Raw genomic sequence first — 21307 nt, forward strand, 5'->3', positions numbered from 1 at the left:
TGAAAATGTGGGGAGAAGGATTGATTTTGAAAGTAGTTTATTTTGGCATTTACTCCAAAGCGGCCGAATATCCAAGGAATAACAATTTGATGCGTGCCCTGCGCATCAACGGTGTGGAGGTCATCGAAGCGCATTTCGAACTCGCAGGTTCATTCCTCAAACGAATTAGTGTGGTTAAAAACCCTTTACAGGCGGTCCACTTTTTTTTCAAGCTGTTAAGCAGTTTTGTTTACTTAGCATGGGAATTCATCAGGCTACCTCAGGCGGATGTCACGATTGTGGGGCATCCGGGATATTTTCACGTACATCTGGCATGGCTTCTTCACCGGATTTTCAGGCGGGATTCAACGCTCGTCTACGACGTTTTTATCCCCCTGTGTGAAGCAGTGGTCGCGGACAGGGAATTAATCGCTTCCGGCAGCCTGTTCGGGCGGCTGCTCTATCGTTTTGAACGGTCGTGCTGCAGGCTGGCTGACTTGAACCTGATCGATACGGCTACACACGGTCATTATCTGATTGAGACATTTGGGCTCAACCCCGGAAAAGTGGCCCGAGTCTTTGTTGGTGCAACCGTCGGTCAGCAGCCCGAACCATACCAGGCCGCCGATCGGGAAACGTTCAAGGTACTCTTTGTAGGTACTTATATTCCACTTCACGGCATTGATGTCATTCTCGGGGCCGCCCGCATCCTGGCCGATGCGCAGCATATACGGTTTGTTCTCGTGGGAACAGGCCAATTGCGGCATCAGATGGAGCGTCTGGCCAGCCAATGGAAACTTCAAAACGTTGAATTCATAGATTGGATGCCTACTGAACGACTGGGGGTGTTTATCCATTCTCACGATTTATCTCTGGGGATATTCGGAACAACCGTAAAAACGAAAAGGGTGATCCCCTCTAAGATTTTTGATATCTGTGCAACCGGAGTTCCTTTTATCACATCCGATTCGCCTGCAATCCAGGAAGTCTTTTCCCACGGCAAAAATGCCTACCTCATCCCTCCGGGCAGTCCACAGGCACTTGCAGAAGCCATCCGTAATCTGCAACAAACCCCAAATTTGAGGAAACAGTTAGCATCCGAAGCTAGGCGAACGGGCCTGCGCCTGTTTTCATTGAAACGTATGGGTGCCGACTTAATAAACCATCTGCGTTGTATCCGAGAAGGTTGATTCAGCGCTTACGCCCCCCCTGCCTTATGCCTGGTGACTGGCCGATCGGCAACCCGGCGTTCAAAACGCATCTGACAGATCTGTTCCGACACCATCCCCATCATAAAGATGATTACAGAAGAAATGAATAACAATGCGCTCATGTTGGTAAAACGCCCCTCTGTGGCGAAGGAATAGAGGTAGCGGACAAGGCCCAGCATAAACATGAAAAAACTGACAGGCAAAAAAACCCTCAGGGGCGAGTATAACGTACAAATTCTGATGATGATCATTAAAAATCGCACGCCGTCATTTACAATACGTATTCTACTTTTTCCGGATATCCGCCGTTGTGTTTTTATTGGTAAATATTTGACACTCCTTCCATCCCTCAATACACCTAACGTTATGGTTGTAGGATACGAGTAAGTATTGGGCAACAGATAGATGTAGCTTTTGGCAATATCTGCTTTTATCGCCCTGAACCCGGAAGTCAAATCTTTTACTGAGAATTTGGTTACATAGGTCGCAAGGAGGTTGTACAACCGGTTGCCGATTGCCCGACCGAAGGAAGCCTGCCCGCCCCGGGTTCGCGCCCCCACCACCATGTCATACTGGGGAAACTGGGCAAGCATCTTTTCGATGTCTTCGGGATGATGTTGGCCATCCCCATCCATGAACACAAGGATCTCACCGGTCGCCTTGCGGATTCCTGTCTTCACAGCAGCCCCGTTGCCGATGTTGTAAGCGTGGGAATATACAATGGCTCCAGCTTGATAGGCAACTTCGGCCGTATTGTCGGTGGAACCATCGTCGACCACGATAATCTCAGAGGAAGGGTGCCGTTCCCTTATGAAACGAATCACCGGTCCAAGATTATCGGCTTCATTGAATGCCGGAATGATGACACTGACAGTCGATTGCGTATCGAATTTCATCATAGCGCTCTGTTTTAAATTCGTTGTAGATGTTTTATTTCATAAAGATAGGAGACATTAGTGATGAAAACAATTTTACCCCGGTCTGTTCGGCCATGTGGTTGGTCATCGGTATCTGGGGCATTGATCAACACATCCATTTTTTAGACGCAAACGGTACATGTAAGAAATTACAGATTAGAGCGCAATGATGAAATTATTCACATCGTTTATCCCCTATCCGGCGAAATCGTTTCATTTGGCGGGGACGACTTCAAACAGCCCGTATCCACTTTTTTCGCCTATCCTTTTTGTATACCTTTGAAGAAAAAGCCGCAATCGTGCTTTTTCCTGTTCATCAAAGTTTTTTTCGATCCATGAATCGGTCAGATCGAAACGTACAAGCATATGCGTAATTCTCTTTCCGATGAGACGCTGGCCGATCTGGTCAACGGAATCGGAATGACTCACGACGGTTTTCAAGATACTCTTATCCAACTGAATCTTTCGGTCGAAATAATAGATGCGGTTACCGATAAAAAAACACAGGATGGTTGCATCGGAGGGCAACAACTGGTTGATCTGGCGGATCAGTTCATATTCAGGCCTATACTTGGTTATGTAGGTGTCGCGATCAATTCGACCGGTGATGTAGGGGATCGGATCGATTTTATGGTAGAGCGCATAAAGGTATTGAGCATTCCAGACGAACATAGCCACGACCGAAACAAGCGCCAACCCATTTAAAGCACTCCTCTTCCATCGTTTTCCGGAATGGGTTCCCCCACCCTGGATCTCTGCCAACGCATACATGCAAAGCACGACCAACGGTGGAACAATCGGGCTTATCCAGCGTATGCGCATATCTACTCTGAAAAAAGCGAAGGTCAAGTAAGCAATCGAAAATAGCGATAGGAACCTGTATTCGATTTTCCTGTGGTGGGTTGGATCCGACCCAAACAAGAAAAGCAGCACGGGCAAGATTATCAAAAACGGGTTCAAGCGACCATCGAAACGTTTGGGATCATCGTCAACCCCCTCAAAGAAGACGCGAATCGGAATGAGCGCGATTTCCCATGGTAATTCCCCATAGATCACCTTCCTCACGGCGAAATTTCCCCATCCTGGGTCCTTTTTGCCTGTTTTTCCCCCCCCATTAATTGCATCGTCATCTTCATCAACGGAGGGATGCTCAGATGGATTGGAAAAGATATTATTGTACAAAGGGTAGATGGGATTTCCCGTCAAATTAATATTTCTAATCATCCATGGTGAAAAAACCAATAGAGACAAAGTAAAAAAAAAGACTCCCCAACCGAGTGCCTTGAGTTGGTTCAAGGGGATGGTTTTAAAAATTCTGTCGGATCGTCCTCTCAAGTATAGGAAGGGAACAGCGCAAGTCAGGAGAAAAAGCACGATCAACCCATTGTATTTGGTTCCCAAAGCAAGACCGCAAGACAAGGCTGCGAGGACAAGATGTTTGGAACTGAACCCGCTTTCAGCCCATTCGATCAGCATGAATAGCGTAGCGGTGGTAAAAAAAATCAGCCCCAAATCCACATATGCGGTGGTCGATAGTTTGATGATCACAGGAATGGAAAGAAAAAAAAGTGCACCAAGCAGCGCGTAAAATTGATCCAACCGGGATCTTAAGTGTGAATAAATCAAATAAGCCGTCAATAGGCCAAATGCAAAGTGGATATATTTGGGAACGATTTCATTCCCAAATATCAATGGTATCGAATAAAGCAGATCCAGATTCATGGGGTAATAGGAAAACGGAATGGATGGCAGTTCCTTGAAGAAGCCATCCTCAATCCACAGTTTCGGAACGGCAAGGTGATGGGTCAATGCATCACGACTGACTGGTGGTACGCTTGCCATGATAGCAATGGTGATGACGGTGCCGGCAATCAGCAGGCAGCAAAGAATGGTTAGCCAGTTATTTTTTTTGTCGGAAATCATACGAAAACGATGTCACCATAAATGGGTGTCAGAAATATTTACGCAATAATTCCGCTGGAATCAGTCCGAGATAAACCTGCCCGTTGATCAGATAGCCCGGTGTGCCGGATAATCCGATTTTAATGCCGTCTTCGATGTCTTTTCTTAATTTCATCCACATTTTCGGATTACGGAAAGCGGCCTTGACCGTTTCAAGGGGAATTTCGGTCTGCTGGGCGAAATAGTCCATATTGACCGCTTCCGTTTTTCGTTTGATACCAAAAAGGAGGTCATTCATTTCCCAAAATTTTTGGTTTTCTTCCGCAATGATGGCCAGCATGGCCAATTTGGCTGCTCCGGAATGCAGTGGTTGGTGAACAATAGGATTTATGGTGGGGTCCATTGGGAAATGCCGGTGGACCAGCCTGATTTTGCCGGGTTGCTCCTGAATGATTCGCCGAAGGAAAAAATGCATTTTTTTACATTGGAAGCAACGGTAGTCTGTAAACTCAACGATGACGAGTTCGGGATCTTCAGCACCAATCCAGGGAAAGCCCTCTTCGGTCACACCGGTTGGAATGTCTTTTGACAACACCGGCGGACGCATAAGCCAGTATGCCGGAAAAAACAACATCATCACGGCAACGCCAACACAAAGAGAGCACATGACCGGTAAGAAAGATTTCCGGCGACTGATCAAATAACGGACATCCAGACCAACGCCCTGTAATAGAGGCTCACCTCGAAATCGCTTTCTGATCAGCCATGTGAAATAAATCAGCAACAGGTTAACCGCGTAACTTAAAATGCACATAATGCAGTAACTGTGAATAAAGAAAGTAGAGACCGCTGCTAGAATCATGCTGTAAACGGAAAATGCAAAGGCGATCAGAAACAGCAAGCTCCAAATGCGCCTGGATTTTTCTGGTGCCGAACGGGCATAAAAGAGGAGAAACAGGAAACTTGCGTACCCAACCATTCCCCAGACCGGAACCGGTACACCGAGGAATATGGAATAGGGGCTTTGTGAAACCGTATCACAATTTATCGCTTGGGAAACCGCACAAAAGCTCTGGTATCCTAAATCAGTATAGACCCTGTAATGGGAGATGGACAGATATACTGAATCGCAAAATCCAGACAGGGCAATAATGACAACCGAGTAGAAATAGTATGAATAAGGCAGCGGTTTGATGGGTTGTATTTTATCTGATTCCATAGAGGTTCAATGTCCGGTCGGTTTTTTACCGGTTTCCTAAAACAGCTATTTGACCAAGTCCATTTTCATACTGCAGCATGAGCCTGTCGCATGTCTGCGAATCTGTGGCGCCACCGCTATTCATCATATCGGTCATTTCTGAGATCACACGAACTATTTTAGCCAATTCATGGTACGGCGCGTGAATAATCCCTTTGATATAATCCAGATCAGCGAAACCGGTGGTCGCAATCGATCTCCGCTGGTACAACTTATTCTTCATTGAATAAAGTCTTGGCCATTCTGACGGCCATAGAATCAATAACTGGTTGAATCAAATTGATGTCAACCGGTGCCGAACTAAACTCTTTTGGCAATATTTCAATGGCGCGTGCGATTGATATCAAATCAAAATTTGAAAAAACATATTTGGCATTTTCTTCGATACCAGCAGAATCATTGGCGCGAACGCTGTTTTCAAGGATTGAAAAGGAGATGCGGATATTATTTCTCTCTCTGTTGCGGGCTTTTGCAAGAAACCATTTGGCTTGGTCAAAGTATCCAGAGAGAGACAAAGCACAACCTAAATGATAGTAGGCCGTGGACTTGTCTTTAACGAGATACATGGCTTTCCTGAAAGACAGCAGCGCTTCTTCCGGCTGCTGCATCCACAAAAGTGCTAATCCCTGGACATTGAAAAACAAGCTCCGGGGAGGGGCGTATTCTATCACCCCGTTAATTTGCGTCAATGCACGAGAGAAATCGCCCTTTTTTATATATGCCTGGGCCAGATGGAAATGAGCGTCAGAAAATTGAGGCTTGAGTTCCAAAGACCGCTTATACTGGTCTATCGCCTGGTCATACAGTCCGAAATTGAACAACAGGTTGCCCATGTTCAAGAGTATTGTCGGCTTAAATGTAACGCGTTGCTGGTAACTGGATAAGGCCTTATGGTTTAAAAATAAAGCCTCCTTCAGTTTGTCTACCGATGGTTCTTTTTCCCAACCGGCGTTGATTCCGATTTTTTTCCAACCAGCGTTGATTCCAAGGTTTGACAATGCCCGCGCACTTAGCGGCGCTTTTTCCAGAGCGTCTCGCCAGAGTTCTTCGGGTGACGCATAGGTCATGTTTCGGATATAGGCACCTGTGCCAAGACCTGAAATCAACAAACTGACAAACAAAATTATCGTGATGTAGACAATCCGATTTTTAAAGGCAAAATGTTTCAATAACGCATATAGCCAAGCGGCAAGGGGCAGAAACAGGAAAAGAGAAGGGATATAATTGCGGTGTTCGAAAACCAGCTCCAATGGGAACATGGTTGACTCGACAAGGTGATTGAGAAAGAAAAACAGCACGGCAAAACTGAAAAAAGGCTGTTTTTTGATCAAGCGAATCGCCCAAAAAACCAGCAGCACTATGGCGATAGTTGAAAGCGCAGTGGTCCATGGTGAAAACAGCGACGTTGAAAGTTGGAAATCATGATCGATGGAAAGCCTTGCAGGAATCGGGTAAAAAATCAGGCCAAAATAAAAAAACAACACCCTGCTTTCGGTCAACAATCTCTCATATGGCGAAAACGGTCGGGAACCCACCTGGCTAAAAAAATTGTTAAACAGCCCCTTTTGAAACAGGTAGATCGCCCCTACCAAGAGGATCAACAGGGAAATCACCGACAACACTCGGAAATAGGTTTTTTCAGCGCCGTTGCTCTGCAGCATGAAAAAGATGTACTCAATCAGCAACAGACTGATTGGTAGCATAACGGCATTTTCTTTGCTTCCCAATGCCAAAAAAAAGCAGATAATACACAGCACAAAACACCGGTATTGAATCCGGGATTTCATTTTCAGGCGCCCTGCCAGATAATTGTATATAGATAGTATATAAAACATCCCGGATAGCGATGCCATGCGCTGGACAATATAGGTAACCGCTTGGGTTTGAATAGGGTTGACGGCCCACAAAACAGCCGTGAGCAACGCAATAGAATATACCCCCTCATCTGATTCTGCATGTTTAAGCGACGGTGTTTTATAAAGAAGTATGACCGTGAGATATAAAATGATGGCGGTCAGAGCATGGACGGCGGCATTGACAATATGATAGCCAACGGTGTTGTCTTGGCCGATGAACCAATTCAGTGCAAAAGACAGGCAGGAGACCGGTCGATAAAGGCTGCCTGTGTAGAATGGTCTTGCGAACAAGGTCTGCCACAGCGTGCCTGGCATGAGGTTGTCGATGTGCAAAGGTGTGTTTTCGACGATATTGGGCATATCATCGAAAAACCATGGCGCATTGAAGGTGTTGCAGTAGGCGGCAAGAACAAGAAACGGGATGATGATGAATGGGAAAAGCGGTCGGTTTGACATCAGTGGGTTGTTATAGAGTCGTAAGAAAAGGCATGCTAAGTTTGACGGTTCCGTAAGTGTCCAAAAATTTCAATACGATTCATCCCCCGACAATGCGAAGTATCGTAAATGCGACTCAATCCTTGTGATTCGCAAGCCTTGATCTCGGTTTCTTTACAGAACCTCTCTAAATGGAAATAGTGACCATTCTATCAAGATAAATTATGATGCAAATGGTATTTTTATAAAGAAAAAGGGGGAAATTTACAACAAGTAAATTTCCCCCGGATGGTTCTTTCAAAACATTTCAAAACGTCGATCGATTATTACTCGGAAACCGTCTTTGTGAAGTAACCGCTAGCACCAGAGACTTCGGTCCAGAAACCGGTGGGATTAGTAGTCGCGGTCATAGATCCCATGTAGTCGGTCGGGCAGCGCTCAGAACCATCGGTAACGGTGATGGTGATCGCCACATTCGGATCGCTAGCCGTCAGCGTGAAGCTGTTCGAGCCGGAAACGGTCACTTCTCTCCAGCCACCCGAATGCAAATCGGCGTTTGCGATATCGGTGTGGCTAGGAATCGAAAAATAGTCGGAAATGGCTGCGGCAATGTTGTTGGCGTCGGACTCCGCCTGGGAACAGAAGGCCTTGTTACGATAGGCGATGAAGTTGGGAATGGCGATCGCCGCCAGGATACCGATGATGGCGATGACGATCATCAATTCGATCAGCGTGAAACCTTTGTTGTTGGTCTTTCTCATTTTGCTAAGCATGGTGAACCCTCCTGAAAGTTAAATAATGTTGGTTAAAAAAGTCTGATAAAAATTGTGAAACGTGATTGGCCTCCTTTTGAATCTAAGTTGCAATAAGACTAAGCAGAGAACATGCCATTTTCTAAATCATAACATTTTTAAAAATATCTATTTGTTATTTTAATGTTTTTTCCCATATCTGCTTTTAATGCATCCGATAAAAATTTGAAAAACGCTCATTTGGGATCAAAATTTGTTAAACTCTGCCAAAAATTGTCACCGTGCGTGTCAGCCATTCCACCATCCACTCAGGAGTAACTTATCACTATTATCGTACCATGGGCGGAAACGTTTAGTTTTTTTTACAATTTCCACATTGCGGAACAGAAGGAAGGTGGCGGAAGCGAATAAACGTTATCGAAAGGAAACTGCCGAGTTTAGGTTTAGGGCGATGAATTGGAATCAGGTTGGCCAGGTTGAACCAAAACTCCCGGTCGTCTTTGTCTGGGTGTTCGTGGCTAATTCAAACCACCCTTATCGGTGTCTAACCGCGGATATCCGTGGCCGATTCGAAATTCTTTCCAGCCGGAGGCTGCAAAAAACTTGTCCGTGTCTGTCTGTATAGGTCCGTGGCGGATCGATCCAATCTGTTATTTTCTCCACGGCCGTCGTGTCTCATGCGCAGCGCGAAGTGAACATACCCATTGATGGGGAGCCCCATACCCGTTGAATGGAAACACTAGTTTGGATTGAGTTTGTCAACCCGGTATCGGAAAGAGCGGAGGCTCAGACCGAGCAGGTCGGCCGCCTTGTTTTTGTTTCCGTCGGCACACTCCATGGCCTTTTCAATATAGGCTTTTTCAATTTCTTCGAGGATGGCGTCCAGCGACACGCCGTGGGCCACCTCATCGACGTCGAAACGCCGGTTCCGAATCCCCTCGATCCATCTTTTTTTATGGATCGACATGGCCAGACTGTCCGGCAGCAGGATATTGGTATTGGACAGGGCCACGCTTCTCTCGATCAGGTTTTCCAATTCACGGATGTTGCCGGGAAAATCATATTTCTTCAGCAGATCGATGGCATAGGATGAAAATTTAGTGACCTGTTTGCCCAGTTCCTTGGAATACTTTTCCAGAAAATGCTGGGCCAGGGGCAGCAAGTCGCCTTTTCGTTCCCTTAACGGCGGGAGTTTGATTTCAATCACATTCATTCGATAGAACAAGTCTTCGCGGAAATTGCCGGCAATCACCTCGTCCTCCAATTTTTTATTGGTGGCGGAGATGATCCGGATGTCCACTGAAATATCCTTGGTGCCGCCGACCGGCCTGAAAATGCGCTCCTGAACGGCTCTGAGCAGTTTCACCTGCATGGGAAGGCTTAATTCGGCAAGCTCGTCCAGAAAGAGGGTTCCTTTATGGGCGATCTCCATCAACCCCTGCTTGTCTGAACTGGCTCCGGTAAAGGAACCTTTGCGATGGCCGAAAAATTCACTTTCGAGCAGGGCTTCAGGGATGCCACCGCAGTTGATGGTCACAAAGGGTTCATCGGCCCGGTCGCTCTGTTCGTGAATGGCCTTGGCGATCAGTTCTTTTCCGGTGCCGCTCTCTCCGGTGATTAAAACGCTGGTCCGCGTCCTGGCAACTTGCCGTATCATTTCGTAAATATGCTGCATCCGAGGGCTGTTGCCGACGATCTTACCGAAATGGACACTCTGTTTTAATTCGTCGTCAATGGCGCGTTTATCTTTCTCCAGGGTCTTTCGTTCCAATGCATTGGCAATGGTCTGAAGCAATTCTTTGTTTTCAAACGGCTTGGGGACATAATCAAAAGCGCCCTGGTTCATTGCCTCCACAGCGGTTTCCGTGGATGCAAAAGCGGAAATCATAATCACCGTGACATGGGGATTTTTCTTTTTGGATGCCTTCAATACCTCCAGACCCGTCATGTCGCCTAAACGGATATCACACAACAGAAGGTCGTAATGATCCTTTTCAATCCGGGACAACGCTTCTTTCCCATTGGCCGCACATATAACCCCGTATCCTCTCTTTTCCAACATATATTCAAGGAGCTCACGCATGCTTAGCTCATCATCAACAACGAGGATGCGGTATGGGTTTTCTACCATCAAATACCCCCAGGCATTTATATAAAAGGTGAATCGACTGAAGGTTGAAGCGACCTTGAGGGCTGGATGAATGCCACCCCTATCCCATCAGCGCCAAGCAGCGAGGAGCTCCAAACCCAAAAAACACGGCAACTCCAAAAAATTTAACAAACCGGGTATTGCCTATTCAAGCAGATGGCCTAACCGGCCCCACCGCACACCAAAATCTTCCTTGTCCCACGACCAGTAAATAATAAACGCCTTCCCTTTTACCGCTATAAAGTCGACAAATCCCCAGAAACGGCTGTCGTAGGAAAAATCACGGTTGTCACCCATAACAAAAAGCTTGTGTTCCGGTACGGTAATGGGCCCCAGGTTGTCCCTGGGTTGCGTTCCGGCGGCATATATTTTCGGATCACTGTAGATCCCATGGCTATTTTTGACGGGGACACCGTTAACGAAAAGTTTTTTATTGCGGATTTCGATGACATCCCCAGGAATACCGATGACCCGTTTGATGAAATCTTTGCTGGGGTCTTCGGGGAATTCGAAGACGACAATATCATCGCGCTGCGGGTCATGGGTGGGAATGATCGTTTTATTTATGAACGGCACTTTGACTCCGTAGATAAATTTATTGACCAAAATATGATCGCCAATCAGCAGCGTATCCTTCATCGATCCGGATGGAATCTTAAAGGCCTGGACCACAAAAGTGCGGATAAACAGCGCCAGGATGACAGCGACAACGATAGCTTCGATATTTTCACGCAATGCACCTTTTTTTTTCGGCGCGACGTCGGTTTCTTCACGCTTTTTCAAAATTGTAGAAAACCTTTCTTGTTTTAGTTGAAAAGAAAAAGTCCTGCCCTCATCAATACATTGGCAAATAGCCCCGCTATGAGGTCATCCAAAATGATCCCCCATCCACCCGGCACCTTTTTATCAACCCATCGGATCGGAAAAGGTTTTAATATATCAAACAACCTAAACAATGCAAATGCCCCGATGATGAAAACAGGGGCGAACGGTAATGCAAACAAGGCAATTGCCATGCCGCAGATCTCATCCACAACCACCTGTTTCGGGTCTTTTTGAGCATCGATTTTCTCGGCAGAATGGGCAATCCAGGTGGAAAAAAGGATCAGTGCAGCCACAAAAATCAACGCGGAGCCAGCGTGCAATGTAGAGATCAACAGGCACAATGGCAAGGCCGCAAGCGACCCGAAAGTCCCCGGCGCCACCGGCGAAAAACCGATCAGGCCTCCCGTTGCAATGAATATTATCGTTTTTTGCTTTATCGTTTTCACAGGGCGTTTAATCATTCGAGCCTGTTTCAGAACGTCTGAGTCCGGTCAAGATCAAGGCGGGAGATCACTTCAACCGCAGGCGTAGCCGCGCTGCGTTGAGGATTGAAATGTGAGCCCAACGCCGATATTGGCCGAAATGGAACGTTTTGAAATTGGCTCATTCGTCTGATTTCCCGGCGCATCCCCCATCCTGACCGGCATTGGCCACCGCTTCATAAACTCTTTTCAGAGGCACCTTATTGAAAAGCGCTATTTTCTTGCACGCCTCATATTCCGGGGAATATCGTTTCCTGCCATCCGGATCCGTTGTGCACTTGACCTGAATTTCACCAAAACAAGTGCTCACCTCGGATATGGATCGTTTTAACGTGTGCCTGTGAACCAAATGGTGGCGGACACCAATGGTTGAGGTTTCCGCAAATAGGCACCGCGCAATATCGGCCTGTTTTTCGGGCGGGCACAACACCTCCACTTTTGTTCCCGGCCGATTTTTTTTCATCATTACCGGAGAAAAGCAAACATCCAGGGCATCCTCTTCAAACAACTTTTCCATCAGATATCCGAAAATTTCCGGATTCATATCATCGATGTTGGTTTCCACCACACACACATCGTCATGACCCGGTTCAGTCTTCTTTTCGATTTTTTCCCCGACAAGAACCCGCAGAAGATTGGGTAAATCCTTATGATCCCGGGAACCGCTGCCATAACCCACGCGCTCTATCTCCATATCTGGAATCGGTCCGAATCCTTGTGACAGTGATGCAATGATTCCCGCCCCGGTCGGCGTAACCAGTTCCCCGCCGGATGCTCCGCCATAAACGGGAATTCCTTTTAAGATCTCAATAGTGGCTGGCGCTGGAACCGGCAGTCTGCCGTGTGAACAATCCACGAACCCGCTGCCTAAAGGCAGGGGCGACGAGGTAACCGATTCAATTTTTAAATCAACGAGGCACAAGGCAGCTCCCACAATATCCACGATGCTGTCCACCGCCCCCACTTCATGGAAATGTACACTGTCCTTCTCGCATCGATGAATCCGCGCCTCCGCGTCAGCAATGCGGCTGAAGATATCAGCGGCGATATGTTCAACCTTGTCGCCAAGTGATCCGTTTTCAATTATTTTTATGATGTCCCGATAATTCCTGGCATGGGATGCTTCCTTTTCCAGAATAGTGATTTTCTTAGCACCAATTCCGCTTTTTTTCACATCCTGGGCAACAATTTCAACCTCACCGATCGAAAGACCGCGGATCATTTCCGCCAACCATTGGGGGGAGACTCCCATATCCACGAAAGCACCGAGGACCATGTCACCACTGATTCCGGAAAAGCAGTCAAAATGTGCGTGCATCATTCAATATCCGTATAAAAACATTGACAAAACAAGTAAGTTTCTTCATAAAAAGGTCAATCACGCGGAAGTGCGCAGCTTACTGGTGAGGCTCCCGGACTTCAAATCCGGTGTGGGGCGCTAATACCGTCCCGGGTGGGTTCGATTCCCATGCACTTCCGCCATTTTTTTCTTTATATTCAATAATTTACGATCCTTCCTCCTCCCCTGCCAGCACTCCAAATGCACAACAGAACTACAACAAATATTCCATCAATACAATAGCATACTAACTTATTTCACTGGCCTTCTTTTCCTCATATTTCCCTGTTGGATCTTTCTCTCTGGACTACCCAAAATAGACAGCATTCCTTTTTACCAGCGGCCACCTGAAGTGGCTGTTGGGACCGGTCTATCTGTTTCCACAATATCCCTCACCCATAAAAAACAAATCAATGATCCCAAAGAACTGGTCGGACAGCTGATCGTTGCTGTGAGTCCTTACGGGACCTTCAGCCATTCTGCGCGCCTGACAGCGGGCGTGGAATTGGCCAGGAATGCCAGGCTCTACGAGCTGGACCAGAACGTCAACAAATGGCTGGAGGAAGGGTGATGCAGACGATCCTGAACCGCACGGCCATGGCCAACAATGTCGCGCCTCAGTTTCTTGAATACGTCGGCATGCAGGATGAGCGGCGCACCGTGGGAAGGATTTTTTACCTGTTCAACATCATGGACCCGGCGCACCGGCGCTACAAGTCGACGGTGGCTTTTTTCATTCTGACACCGGGAGGCAAAACCAATGAAGATCGGCAACATCGAACTCCCCTTTGACGAACGGCACCCATACCTGTCCGGCGTGCTGTTCGGGATCGTCTGCCAGGCCAGTGCACAGCTGCTGATATTCATCTTCGCCGGTTGAAAACGGCCGGCCACACCGGTCCGGGAGGAACGCAGACATGCAAGAAAAGCACAACGATGACAGTGAGCGCCGGGATCCTGAGGCAAGGATCCGGCGCATCGTCCGGGAAGAGATCGAAGTCATATTGGAGGAAATCAACCGCCGGCAGCAGGAGTTTCTGGCTTCATTGCCGAGGCGGGGATAACGGCGGCCGCTTCAACCCTGTACCAACGGGAACCGACCATGGGCGATTTCGTACAAACCTGCAAACAGGTGGACGCGCAGTTCGACAGGATCATGGGAACGCCTTCCATGAACGAACCGGAGGCGGTCATGCTGATCCGGGCCGCGGCCAGGATGATCATGACCACGTATCCGGAGCATTGCCGCAGAGGCCTGGCCCTGGCCGACCTGCTGAGCAGCGCCGAACATCTGAAGTCGATCCAAATTCCGCATGCCCGTCTCCATGGCTGACTCCAGCGGCTCGGCCGGCGGCGGCAGCATTATCGGATACCTGACGCCGCTGCAGGAGACACAGGATCCGATTATCGACCTGAAGAAACTGGCGGCGGGCATGCTCAGGCAGGCGATCCTGGACATCGGCCGGCCACGGCTGCAGACCCGGACGCTGCTGTGGGTCAACGACGACCACCCGGACGCCGGGGGGTGGGTGACCGCCTTCGGAACCGTGTGCTGGCTGCTCGGCCGGGACGCAAACCTGACCCGCCGAATGCTCAACCGCTTCGCGGCCTCCGGCATGACCCTGGAACGGATACTCGCCCGGGGCAGGATCGACAAACCAGGGAATACGCCGGGAAAGCGCAAAAAGACCAAAAGGAAGAGGAGCCGGACATGAACCCGCCCAAACGGATCCGCAAAGCGCTGCTGGAGCGGGGCTGTACCTGGGGATCGTATCGCTGATCCAGTATATCGAGGCGGCGCCCTTCGGCAACACCCTGCTGTGGTTCGCCGATAAACGGACACCGGTCAAAACCCTTCCTGATTTCGACTATGCCCGCCGGGCCGCGGCCGAGCTTGGAAATCTCATCCGTTGCGATTTCCGCGAGACCGGGCAGCCGAAATCGCCGGTAACCGTCGACGGGCACCGCCTGTTGTACGCACTTTCCCGAAACGAGGATGAAAGCGTGACGCTGATTGTTTTCGGAGGCGGGAAGTCCGCGGCGATCGATCTGGATAAAAACCTTTTAGGGCAGCTGATCCAGCTGCTGGAGGAGTATTCCCGATGATGGCGCCCATACGCTGGTCGGATATCCCCTTGCGGTGCTGGCTGGAGATTATCGGCAAGTTCATCGCCAGGTTCATCGCTCTGGCGATCGTAATCGGCCTGCCCTTCTGGTGGTTCATGGTGCAGCTGGCCGAGCACGGCTGGAAGTAGTTCGCGAGCGCGGCGCCGGCAACGGATGCCTCCTCCCCGACCGCCCCGACGGGTCAAGTAGCGGCTGAATAAATCAGCCTGCCAACGGGGCAATCTGAAAGGACTTCCCATGAAGGTTTTAAACGTCCGTCACGCCAGAACCGCCGGCAACCGGCCACTGGCTATAGTCGACCTTCCGGGTTCGGGCGCAGAAATGACCCCCGCACAGATGCGGGAGCTGGCCAGGGCGCTTCTCGATGCCGCCGATGAATGCGCATCGCGCCCGACGGGCAGGGACTATCGTTCTGTCAGCCGGGAATACCCTTTCCGGACGGAAAAGGCGCTGCATGGAAACGATTAAGATCGCCTGTGTCTGCAAACAATGCGGCCGGCTTACAGACACCACGATTCCCGTACCGGTAACCGCCGGGCGCCGCCGGGCCGTTGCCGATCCGCACGGCAAGCCGGTGGCGTTCGTCAAAAAACCCCTTCGCATCGATCTGAAAAAACATCACCGGGACATCATGGCCATGGTCAAAACGGACATGACCTTTACGGCCATGGCCGCATCGATCGGCTGCACCCTGGGCGGGATGTCGGGATACCTGCGGCGCATGGGGATTACCGCCCGGACCCGGCGCCGCCATGGAAAGTCCAACACCGATGAGAATGCAACGCGTGGAGCGTGTTCCCATATCGGGCATCCTGGATGATTCGAATCCGGACTGGATAACGGTGGCGGTGGAAGATTCCGTCAGCCCGTTGCGGCTCAGGCGCGACCTGGTCCAGTTTGCGCCCGGCGCAGTGGTGATACCGGCCTGGCTGTGGCAGCGGATTTTCAGGAAAGGCAAAAAGCATGAATGACGAACCGGGATTGCAGTGCCGCTGCGGGCTCATCGTCCCGCGTGAGCAGCTGGTCGGTTACCTCTGTCCGGAGTGCCGGCTGGCCAGGATCCTGACCGAATACGACCGGCCGTCGCCGGACCGGGTGGCCATGGCCATGCCCGGGCCGGACCGGGAGCTGTTTTCAACGAAAGGACAGGAGGAGCCATGAAACCGACCGACGCAAAACTGGTGGCCGGATTTTTGATCCGCGAGTTTCAGTCGTTCGCCGAACACCTGGACGACTGCGGCATCGATCCCACCGAGGCCTCGATGATCATTGAGGAGATCGCCTGCGCATCCGGCGGGGGCATACCGACGTGCATCGAGCAGTTCTTCGGTCCCGATCAGAAAACGACCCTGACCGATGAAGAGCGCTACATTGCCGATGTGATCAAAGCGGCCAGGGCCATCCAGGAGTTTTTGTGGGCGGACATGAACGGCGCATGCGGCCTGGAAGAATTCCGGCGGATGTTCCGCAAACGGGTGGCCAGGATCGACGCCATCCGCATGGACAATCCCCACTGGCAGGTCGAACTCAACAAGCGGTTGCTGCAGACCGCGGCGATCTGCGTGAACCTGATGGCCAAAACGGCCAGGGCACGGATCACCTTCGACGGCATCCACCCGACCCTGCCGAGCAACCTGCCCGAATACGGCAAACCCACCGATCACACACCAGGGAGGCAAGCATGCAACGAACATTCGAGGAGATCAGCGTAACGGCCATCGCGCCGTCGCCGTTCAACCCGCGCAAGTCGTTCAGCGGCGCCAAATTCGACGAACTGGTGGCGTCCATCGCCAATGTCGGTGTCCTGGAGCCGGTCCTGGTCCGGCCGGTTGACGGCAAAACGCCCTTCGAGCTGGTCGCCGGCGAGCGGCGCTGGCGGGCCCGGATGACGGTGGCCGAGGCCAACGGCGGCGTCGAGTCCGCCACGATCCCGGCCATGGTCCAGCCCATGGACGACGACACCGCCCTGGACATCCAGACCATCGAGAACCTGCAGCGCGAGGATCTGGACGGCCTGGAGGAAGCGCAAGCCTTTAAAATCTTCGTGGACCGCAAGGGAGTCGACGCCATCCCGGAGCTGGCCCAGCGCACCGGCATAAAAGAGCAGTACATCCGCCGGCGGCTGATGATCCTGCGTCTGCCCAAGAAGATCCTGACCGCCTGGGGCAAGGGCGAGCTCAAATATGGCCACCTGGAGCAGCTGGCGCGCATGGACGACAAGCAGCAGCGGATGCAGGTGTTCGATAAAATGATCCAAGAGAGCCGGCACAGGCCCGTCTCCGTATCCGCACTCAAGGACATGATCCAACGCATCTCCCCGGCTTTGAAGTCGGCCCGGTTCGACATCGAGGCCGAGGGCTGTCTCACCTGCACCCAGAACACCGGCGTCCAGATCAAGCTGTTCGATATGGGATCCGGCGATGATCATTGCAACCGCCCTGCCTGTTTCAAGCAGAAGCAGTCCGCTCATCTTCTCAAGACCTGGAGCCGCACCAAATATCCGAAGAAGTTCGGCACCACCGGGTTCCGGTTTGACGACGAGGTCGGCTGGAACGACTGCCATCACTTCTGGGGCAGCGACCGGATCGCGGAGAAATGTCGCTCCTGCGAGAACCATCTTTCCATCCTGTACCTCAGCGGCGAGTCCAGCGAGGACCGCGCCTGCTTCGGCGACGAAGCCTGCTTCAAGGCGGCCAAGGCAAGCAAGTCTTCCGATACCGGCGCCGCCGCCTCCGGCAACTCCAGACCCGAAAAGCAGGACGGCCCGCGTGTGGCCTGGCACGGCAAGTATTTCCGCGAGGCGTTCTTCCAGGAGCAGCTGCCCCAGCGCTTCGAGACTGTCGTTCCCGGCAGCATCACCGCCAACCAGGTGGCCCTGTTCACCATCGTCAAGGGCAACGGCCGGATCCACGACTGGTATATGGAGCGCCATCCCCGTACCGGTAAAAAGTTGTATGCGCACAGCGACTTCACCCGCCTGGACTCCGAGGCGCTGTTCTCCCTGATCGCCGGCATGGACATGCTGCATATCAAAGACGAGATCAATGCCGTGGCCCTGCAGGCGATCCTTTCCGACGACTACGCCACCGAAGAGCGCGGCATGGTGGCCCGTCACATCGGCATCGACCTGGCCGGCGAGTGGCGCTTCACCGCCGAATATCTCGACAAGAAAACCAAGGCAGAAATGATGGCGTTCGGGGAAAGCTTCGGCCTGTTCGAGGATCCCCAGGCGCAGGCCTTTCTCGCGGATACGCTTAAGCGCAAGGCCTTCAAGGCCTGCAAGAAGGGCGAGCTGATCCGGGTGTTCCTGGAGTCCGGAGCGGATACGAGCGGCATGGTGCCCGGGGAGATCCTGGGCGATCCGCCCGCCGATTGCGCAAACGATTCGTAGATTCCGGGAAGAGCCGCCGGACCGGCCGCCCCCGGGGGATGTCCGGTCTTTCCGGCTGCGCGATTCCGGCGCCCCCGGCCCCCAAAAACAGGACCGGCCCGCCAGAATTGTAACCATATGGTATCATTGGATATACAGCGGGTCCTTCCTGGGACCTTTTCTGTAGCGGTGAAAGAAAGCCCGACAGTCGCGTCCATTTAAATTTTGCAAATGCAATGGAAAATGGAATTTTGGTCATCAATCGATCACGGGACACTCACTGATGGGTAAGGCGCTTGAATTGAGCGAGGCCGAGCGCGAAGCCATCGCCCGCGGCCTGTTCGAGGTGCACGGCGACCGCCAGGGCGACGAGCTTCACGGCCTCTGCCCGTTTCATGGAGAGACCAATCCTTCGTTTTCCTACAACATCGTCAAGGACGTTTACAACTGTTTCTCCTGCCAGGTGCACGGCGACCTGATCCGCCTGTGGTCGAAAACCAGGGGCACCGGCAACACCACCGACGACTTCAAGGTCTTCTGCAGTCGTCACGGGATCCGCACGCGATCGGACGACCGGGACAAGAGCGCCGGCGCCGGCGGGAAGACGCCGGCCGATGGCGCGAAACCGTCTGCAAAAGCCCACAGGATTACCATCACCCAGCTGGCCGAGGCCTGGGCGGCCATGCCGTCTCTTCCCGAAAGCTGGCGCACGCGCCTGGGCAAAGAGCGCGGGTGGTCCGCCGAGGCGATCGAAAAGTTCGACCTGCGCCTGCAGACCCGGCGCTGGGACAAGGCTGCAGGGAAGCTGATCGCCATCGACCGGGCCGACCGGGTGGCCATCCCGGTGTTCGACGGCGACGGGGTGTTGGGCAACATCCGCTGCTACAAGCCCGGGGCCCGGCGCATGAAGATCTTCAGCTTCGCCCCCGGTACCGGCAAGGCCCGGCTGTTCCCGGCCCGGCCCATGACCGCCGACAGGACGGTGCTCGTGGTCGAGGGCGAGTCCGATGTGATCTGCGCCGTATCCAACGGCTTCGACGCCATCACCCAGACCAGCAAGACCAAGTACTGGCCTGCGGAACAGGCAGCTGTCCTTGCCGGCCGCGACGTGGTGATCGCCTACGATGCCGACCAGCCCGGACAGGCTTACGCCCGGCACGCCGGCGACAGCCTGGTGAAGGTCGCCGGGAGTGTTCGCCTGCTGGAATGGCCGGCATGGATGGGGCGGGACAAGGATGAAACCTGGCCAAAGGATCACGGCCAGGACCTTACCGATTTTTTCGTCAGGCACGGCAAGACCGCGGCGGACCTGCAGGCGCTCATCGATGCCGCCGAGACGGTCACCGTGGATGCGGCCAGAAACGCCTGCGCCACCGATTTCTTCGATATGGGCCCCGGCGGCCGGGTATCGTTCAAGCCGCGGCTACTGGCCGACCGGATCTGCGCAGAGGTGGAGATCCTCTGCGATCCGGACAGCGGCCTGGTGCACAAGTGGAACGGCGCCTTTTTCGAGCGCTACGCCGACGACTATATCGAGCGCCGCTGCATCGAGCTTTTGGGCGACGAAGCCCAGCAGTCGCGGGTACGCGACGCGGCCTTCCAGGCCAAGCGGCTGTCATCGCTTCCCCACGGCCGGACACTCAACGACCGCGAGAACTGGGTCTGCCTGAAAAACGGCATGCTCAACCTGCGGTCGCTGGAGCTAGTCGCCCACAAAAAGGATTTTTTCGCGTCCTACCAGCTGCCGGTGACCTTCGATCCGGACGGCAAGGGACGCTGCGACCGGTTTTTAACGTTCCTGGAGGAGACTGTCCAGACGCCCGGGCCGATTGCCCAGATCCAGGAGTTCGCCGGCTATTGCCTGACCCGCGAGGTGCGCTACGAAAAGGCGCTCCTTTTGCTGGGCCCCGGAGCGGACGGCAAAAGCACTTTGCTTTCCATCCTCGAGGCCCTGGTCGGCAGCGAGAACTGCTCGGCCACCAGCTTCAACGACCTGGACAACGAGTTCCACCGGTCCAGCCTCTACGGCAAGGTGCTCAACATCAGCACCGAGATCGGCAACCGGGCCATCGAGTCGGCGTATTTCAAGGCGATCACCTCCGGGGATGCGATCAGCGCGGCCTACAAACACATGAATGCATTTCACTTCAGACCGCACTGCAAGCTGGCCTTTGCCGGCAACCGGTTGCCCCGGATCCTGGACAACAGCGACGGCGTGTTCCGCAAGCTGTTGCCGGTACTGTTCAAGCGCCAGTTCCTCGAGGACGGCGATCCGTTGCTCAAGGAGAAACTGATCGCCGAGCTGTCGGATATCTTCCACTGGGCCCTGGTGGGGCTGCACCGGCTGTGGTCGCAAAACGGGTTCACCGACGATGACGAGACACGGGCACTCCTGATGGAACACCGGCGGGCCAACAACCCGGTGTTATGCTTCGTCGAGGACGAATGCATGGTCGGACAGAACTACGAGACTGCCAAGAGTGACATTTATCGCCGCTATAAGCGATATGCCGACGGAAGTGGATACTCGGTAATGGGCAAGGAGAACTTTTTCAGGGAACTGCAGGCCGCGGTGACCAACCTGCGGCAGTATCGACCCAGGGTCGGCGGCGTGCCTACCCGGACCCTGGTCGGAATCGCCCTGATACCGGATGGCGGTGATCCGGGATGATCCGGGTTGATCCAGGTATACCCGGATCACTTCC

At 52.3% G+C, this 21307-nt stretch carries 24 protein-coding genes and 1 tRNA gene; 15 read left to right on the plus strand and 10 right to left on the minus strand.

The window, feature by feature from the left end; genetic code table 11:
- Positions 1 to 20 precede the first annotated feature (20 nt).
- Positions 21 to 1169, plus strand: a complete 1149-nt coding sequence (locus ACHZBS_RS29470; protein ID WP_319410113.1) for a glycosyltransferase — start codon at positions 21 to 23, stop codon at positions 1167 to 1169.
- Positions 1170 to 1177: 8 nt separating this feature from the next.
- Here the strand turns inward: ACHZBS_RS29470 and ACHZBS_RS29475 are convergent, their stop codons facing one another.
- The 10 genes from ACHZBS_RS29475 to larC all read right to left on the minus strand — a co-directional run bounded on the left by ACHZBS_RS29475 (position 1178) and on the right by larC (position 13087).
- Complete coding sequence (locus ACHZBS_RS29475) at positions 1178 to 2089, minus strand: glycosyltransferase family 2 protein (protein ID WP_319410114.1); 912 nt, start codon at positions 2087 to 2089, stop codon at positions 1178 to 1180.
- Positions 2090 to 2320: 231 nt separating this feature from the next.
- Positions 2321 to 4030, minus strand: a complete 1710-nt coding sequence (locus ACHZBS_RS29480) for a phospholipid carrier-dependent glycosyltransferase (protein ID WP_319410115.1) — start codon at positions 4028 to 4030, stop codon at positions 2321 to 2323.
- A gap of 28 nt (positions 4031 to 4058) precedes the next feature.
- Entirely contained in the window at positions 4059 to 5228 is a 1170-nt protein-coding gene (locus ACHZBS_RS29485) for a vitamin K epoxide reductase family protein (protein WP_319410116.1), read from the minus strand.
- A 25-nt stretch (positions 5229 to 5253) separates the two neighbouring features.
- The gene (locus tag ACHZBS_RS29490; protein WP_319410117.1) at positions 5254 to 5490 is read right to left on the minus strand and encodes a hypothetical protein; all 237 of its coding nucleotides are present in this window, start codon (positions 5488 to 5490) and stop codon (positions 5254 to 5256) included.
- A complete protein-coding gene (locus tag ACHZBS_RS29495) occupies positions 5480 to 7579 on the minus strand; it encodes a tetratricopeptide repeat protein (RefSeq protein ID WP_319410118.1) in 2100 nt (699 codons plus the stop codon). The genes ACHZBS_RS29490 and ACHZBS_RS29495 overlap by 11 nt, the downstream gene beginning before the upstream one ends.
- 305 nt (positions 7580 to 7884) lie before the next feature.
- The gene (locus tag ACHZBS_RS29500; protein ID WP_319410119.1) at positions 7885 to 8331 is read right to left on the minus strand and encodes a prepilin-type N-terminal cleavage/methylation domain-containing protein; all 447 of its coding nucleotides are present in this window, start codon (positions 8329 to 8331) and stop codon (positions 7885 to 7887) included.
- A 718-nt stretch (positions 8332 to 9049) separates the two neighbouring features.
- The gene (locus ACHZBS_RS29505) at positions 9050 to 10441 is read right to left on the minus strand and encodes a sigma-54 dependent transcriptional regulator (RefSeq protein WP_319410120.1); all 1392 of its coding nucleotides are present in this window, start codon (positions 10439 to 10441) and stop codon (positions 9050 to 9052) included.
- Between the two features lie 162 nt (positions 10442 to 10603).
- Positions 10604 to 11242, minus strand: coding sequence for a signal peptidase I (gene lepB / locus ACHZBS_RS29510; protein ID WP_319410121.1), 639 nt, complete (start codon positions 11240 to 11242; stop codon positions 10604 to 10606).
- Positions 11243 to 11265: 23 nt separating this feature from the next.
- Positions 11266 to 11745, minus strand: a complete 480-nt coding sequence (locus ACHZBS_RS29515; protein WP_319410122.1) for a phosphatidylglycerophosphatase A — start codon at positions 11743 to 11745, stop codon at positions 11266 to 11268.
- 142 nt (positions 11746 to 11887) lie between these two features.
- The gene (gene larC, locus ACHZBS_RS29520) at positions 11888 to 13087 is read right to left on the minus strand and encodes a nickel pincer cofactor biosynthesis protein LarC (RefSeq protein WP_319410123.1); all 1200 of its coding nucleotides are present in this window, start codon (positions 13085 to 13087) and stop codon (positions 11888 to 11890) included.
- Between the two features lie 63 nt (positions 13088 to 13150).
- On the opposite strand from larC, the gene ACHZBS_RS29525 reads away from it, so the two are divergent.
- From ACHZBS_RS29525 to ACHZBS_RS29590, 14 genes are all read left to right on the plus strand, one after another.
- A tRNA-Sec gene (locus ACHZBS_RS29525) sits at positions 13151 to 13248 on the plus strand.
- 209 nt (positions 13249 to 13457) lie between these two features.
- Complete coding sequence (locus tag ACHZBS_RS29530; RefSeq protein ID WP_319410124.1) at positions 13458 to 13676, plus strand: hypothetical protein; 219 nt, start codon at positions 13458 to 13460, stop codon at positions 13674 to 13676.
- Positions 13676 to 13897, plus strand: a complete 222-nt coding sequence (locus ACHZBS_RS29535) for a hypothetical protein (RefSeq protein ID WP_319410125.1) — start codon at positions 13676 to 13678, stop codon at positions 13895 to 13897. Before ACHZBS_RS29530 ends, ACHZBS_RS29535 begins: the two co-directional genes overlap by 1 nt.
- Positions 13898 to 14022: 125 nt before the next feature.
- Complete coding sequence (locus ACHZBS_RS29540) at positions 14023 to 14169, plus strand: hypothetical protein (protein ID WP_319410126.1); 147 nt, start codon at positions 14023 to 14025, stop codon at positions 14167 to 14169.
- Between the two features lie 38 nt (positions 14170 to 14207).
- Positions 14208 to 14438, plus strand: coding sequence for a hypothetical protein (locus ACHZBS_RS29545; protein WP_319410127.1), 231 nt, complete (start codon positions 14208 to 14210; stop codon positions 14436 to 14438).
- Positions 14431 to 14820 (plus strand): hypothetical protein, encoded by a 390-nt coding sequence (locus ACHZBS_RS29550; RefSeq protein WP_319410128.1) that lies wholly within the window; start codon positions 14431 to 14433, stop codon positions 14818 to 14820. The genes ACHZBS_RS29545 and ACHZBS_RS29550 overlap by 8 nt, the downstream gene beginning before the upstream one ends.
- A gap of 387 nt (positions 14821 to 15207) precedes the next feature.
- On the plus strand, positions 15208 to 15360 hold the full coding sequence (locus ACHZBS_RS29555) for a hypothetical protein (protein ID WP_319410129.1): 153 nt from the start codon (positions 15208 to 15210) through the stop codon (positions 15358 to 15360).
- Between the two features lie 109 nt (positions 15361 to 15469).
- Complete coding sequence (locus tag ACHZBS_RS29560) at positions 15470 to 15700, plus strand: hypothetical protein (protein WP_319410130.1); 231 nt, start codon at positions 15470 to 15472, stop codon at positions 15698 to 15700.
- Positions 15687 to 16052 carry a hypothetical protein gene (locus ACHZBS_RS29565; protein WP_319410131.1) on the plus strand — a complete coding sequence of 122 codons (366 nt, stop codon included), beginning with the start codon at positions 15687 to 15689 and terminating at the stop codon, positions 16050 to 16052. Before ACHZBS_RS29560 ends, ACHZBS_RS29565 begins: the two co-directional genes overlap by 14 nt.
- A complete protein-coding gene (locus ACHZBS_RS29570) occupies positions 16003 to 16203 on the plus strand; it encodes a hypothetical protein (RefSeq protein WP_319410132.1) in 201 nt (66 codons plus the stop codon). The genes ACHZBS_RS29565 and ACHZBS_RS29570 overlap by 50 nt, the downstream gene beginning before the upstream one ends.
- Positions 16196 to 16393, plus strand: coding sequence for a hypothetical protein (locus ACHZBS_RS29575; RefSeq protein WP_319410133.1), 198 nt, complete (start codon positions 16196 to 16198; stop codon positions 16391 to 16393). Before ACHZBS_RS29570 ends, ACHZBS_RS29575 begins: the two co-directional genes overlap by 8 nt.
- Entirely contained in the window at positions 16390 to 16944 is a 555-nt protein-coding gene (locus ACHZBS_RS29580; RefSeq protein WP_319410134.1) for a hypothetical protein, read from the plus strand. The genes ACHZBS_RS29575 and ACHZBS_RS29580 overlap by 4 nt, the downstream gene beginning before the upstream one ends.
- A complete protein-coding gene (locus tag ACHZBS_RS29585; protein ID WP_319410135.1) occupies positions 16914 to 18623 on the plus strand; it encodes a ParB/RepB/Spo0J family partition protein in 1710 nt (569 codons plus the stop codon). The genes ACHZBS_RS29580 and ACHZBS_RS29585 overlap by 31 nt, the downstream gene beginning before the upstream one ends.
- A 262-nt stretch (positions 18624 to 18885) precedes the next feature.
- The gene (locus tag ACHZBS_RS29590; RefSeq protein WP_319410136.1) at positions 18886 to 21273 is read left to right on the plus strand and encodes a phage/plasmid primase, P4 family; all 2388 of its coding nucleotides are present in this window, start codon (positions 18886 to 18888) and stop codon (positions 21271 to 21273) included.
- Positions 21274 to 21307 lie beyond the last annotated feature (34 nt).

It is taken from the genome of uncultured Desulfosarcina sp. (genome assembly GCF_963664155.2).
GTDB lineage: Bacteria > Desulfobacterota > Desulfobacteria > Desulfobacterales > Desulfosarcinaceae > Desulfosarcina.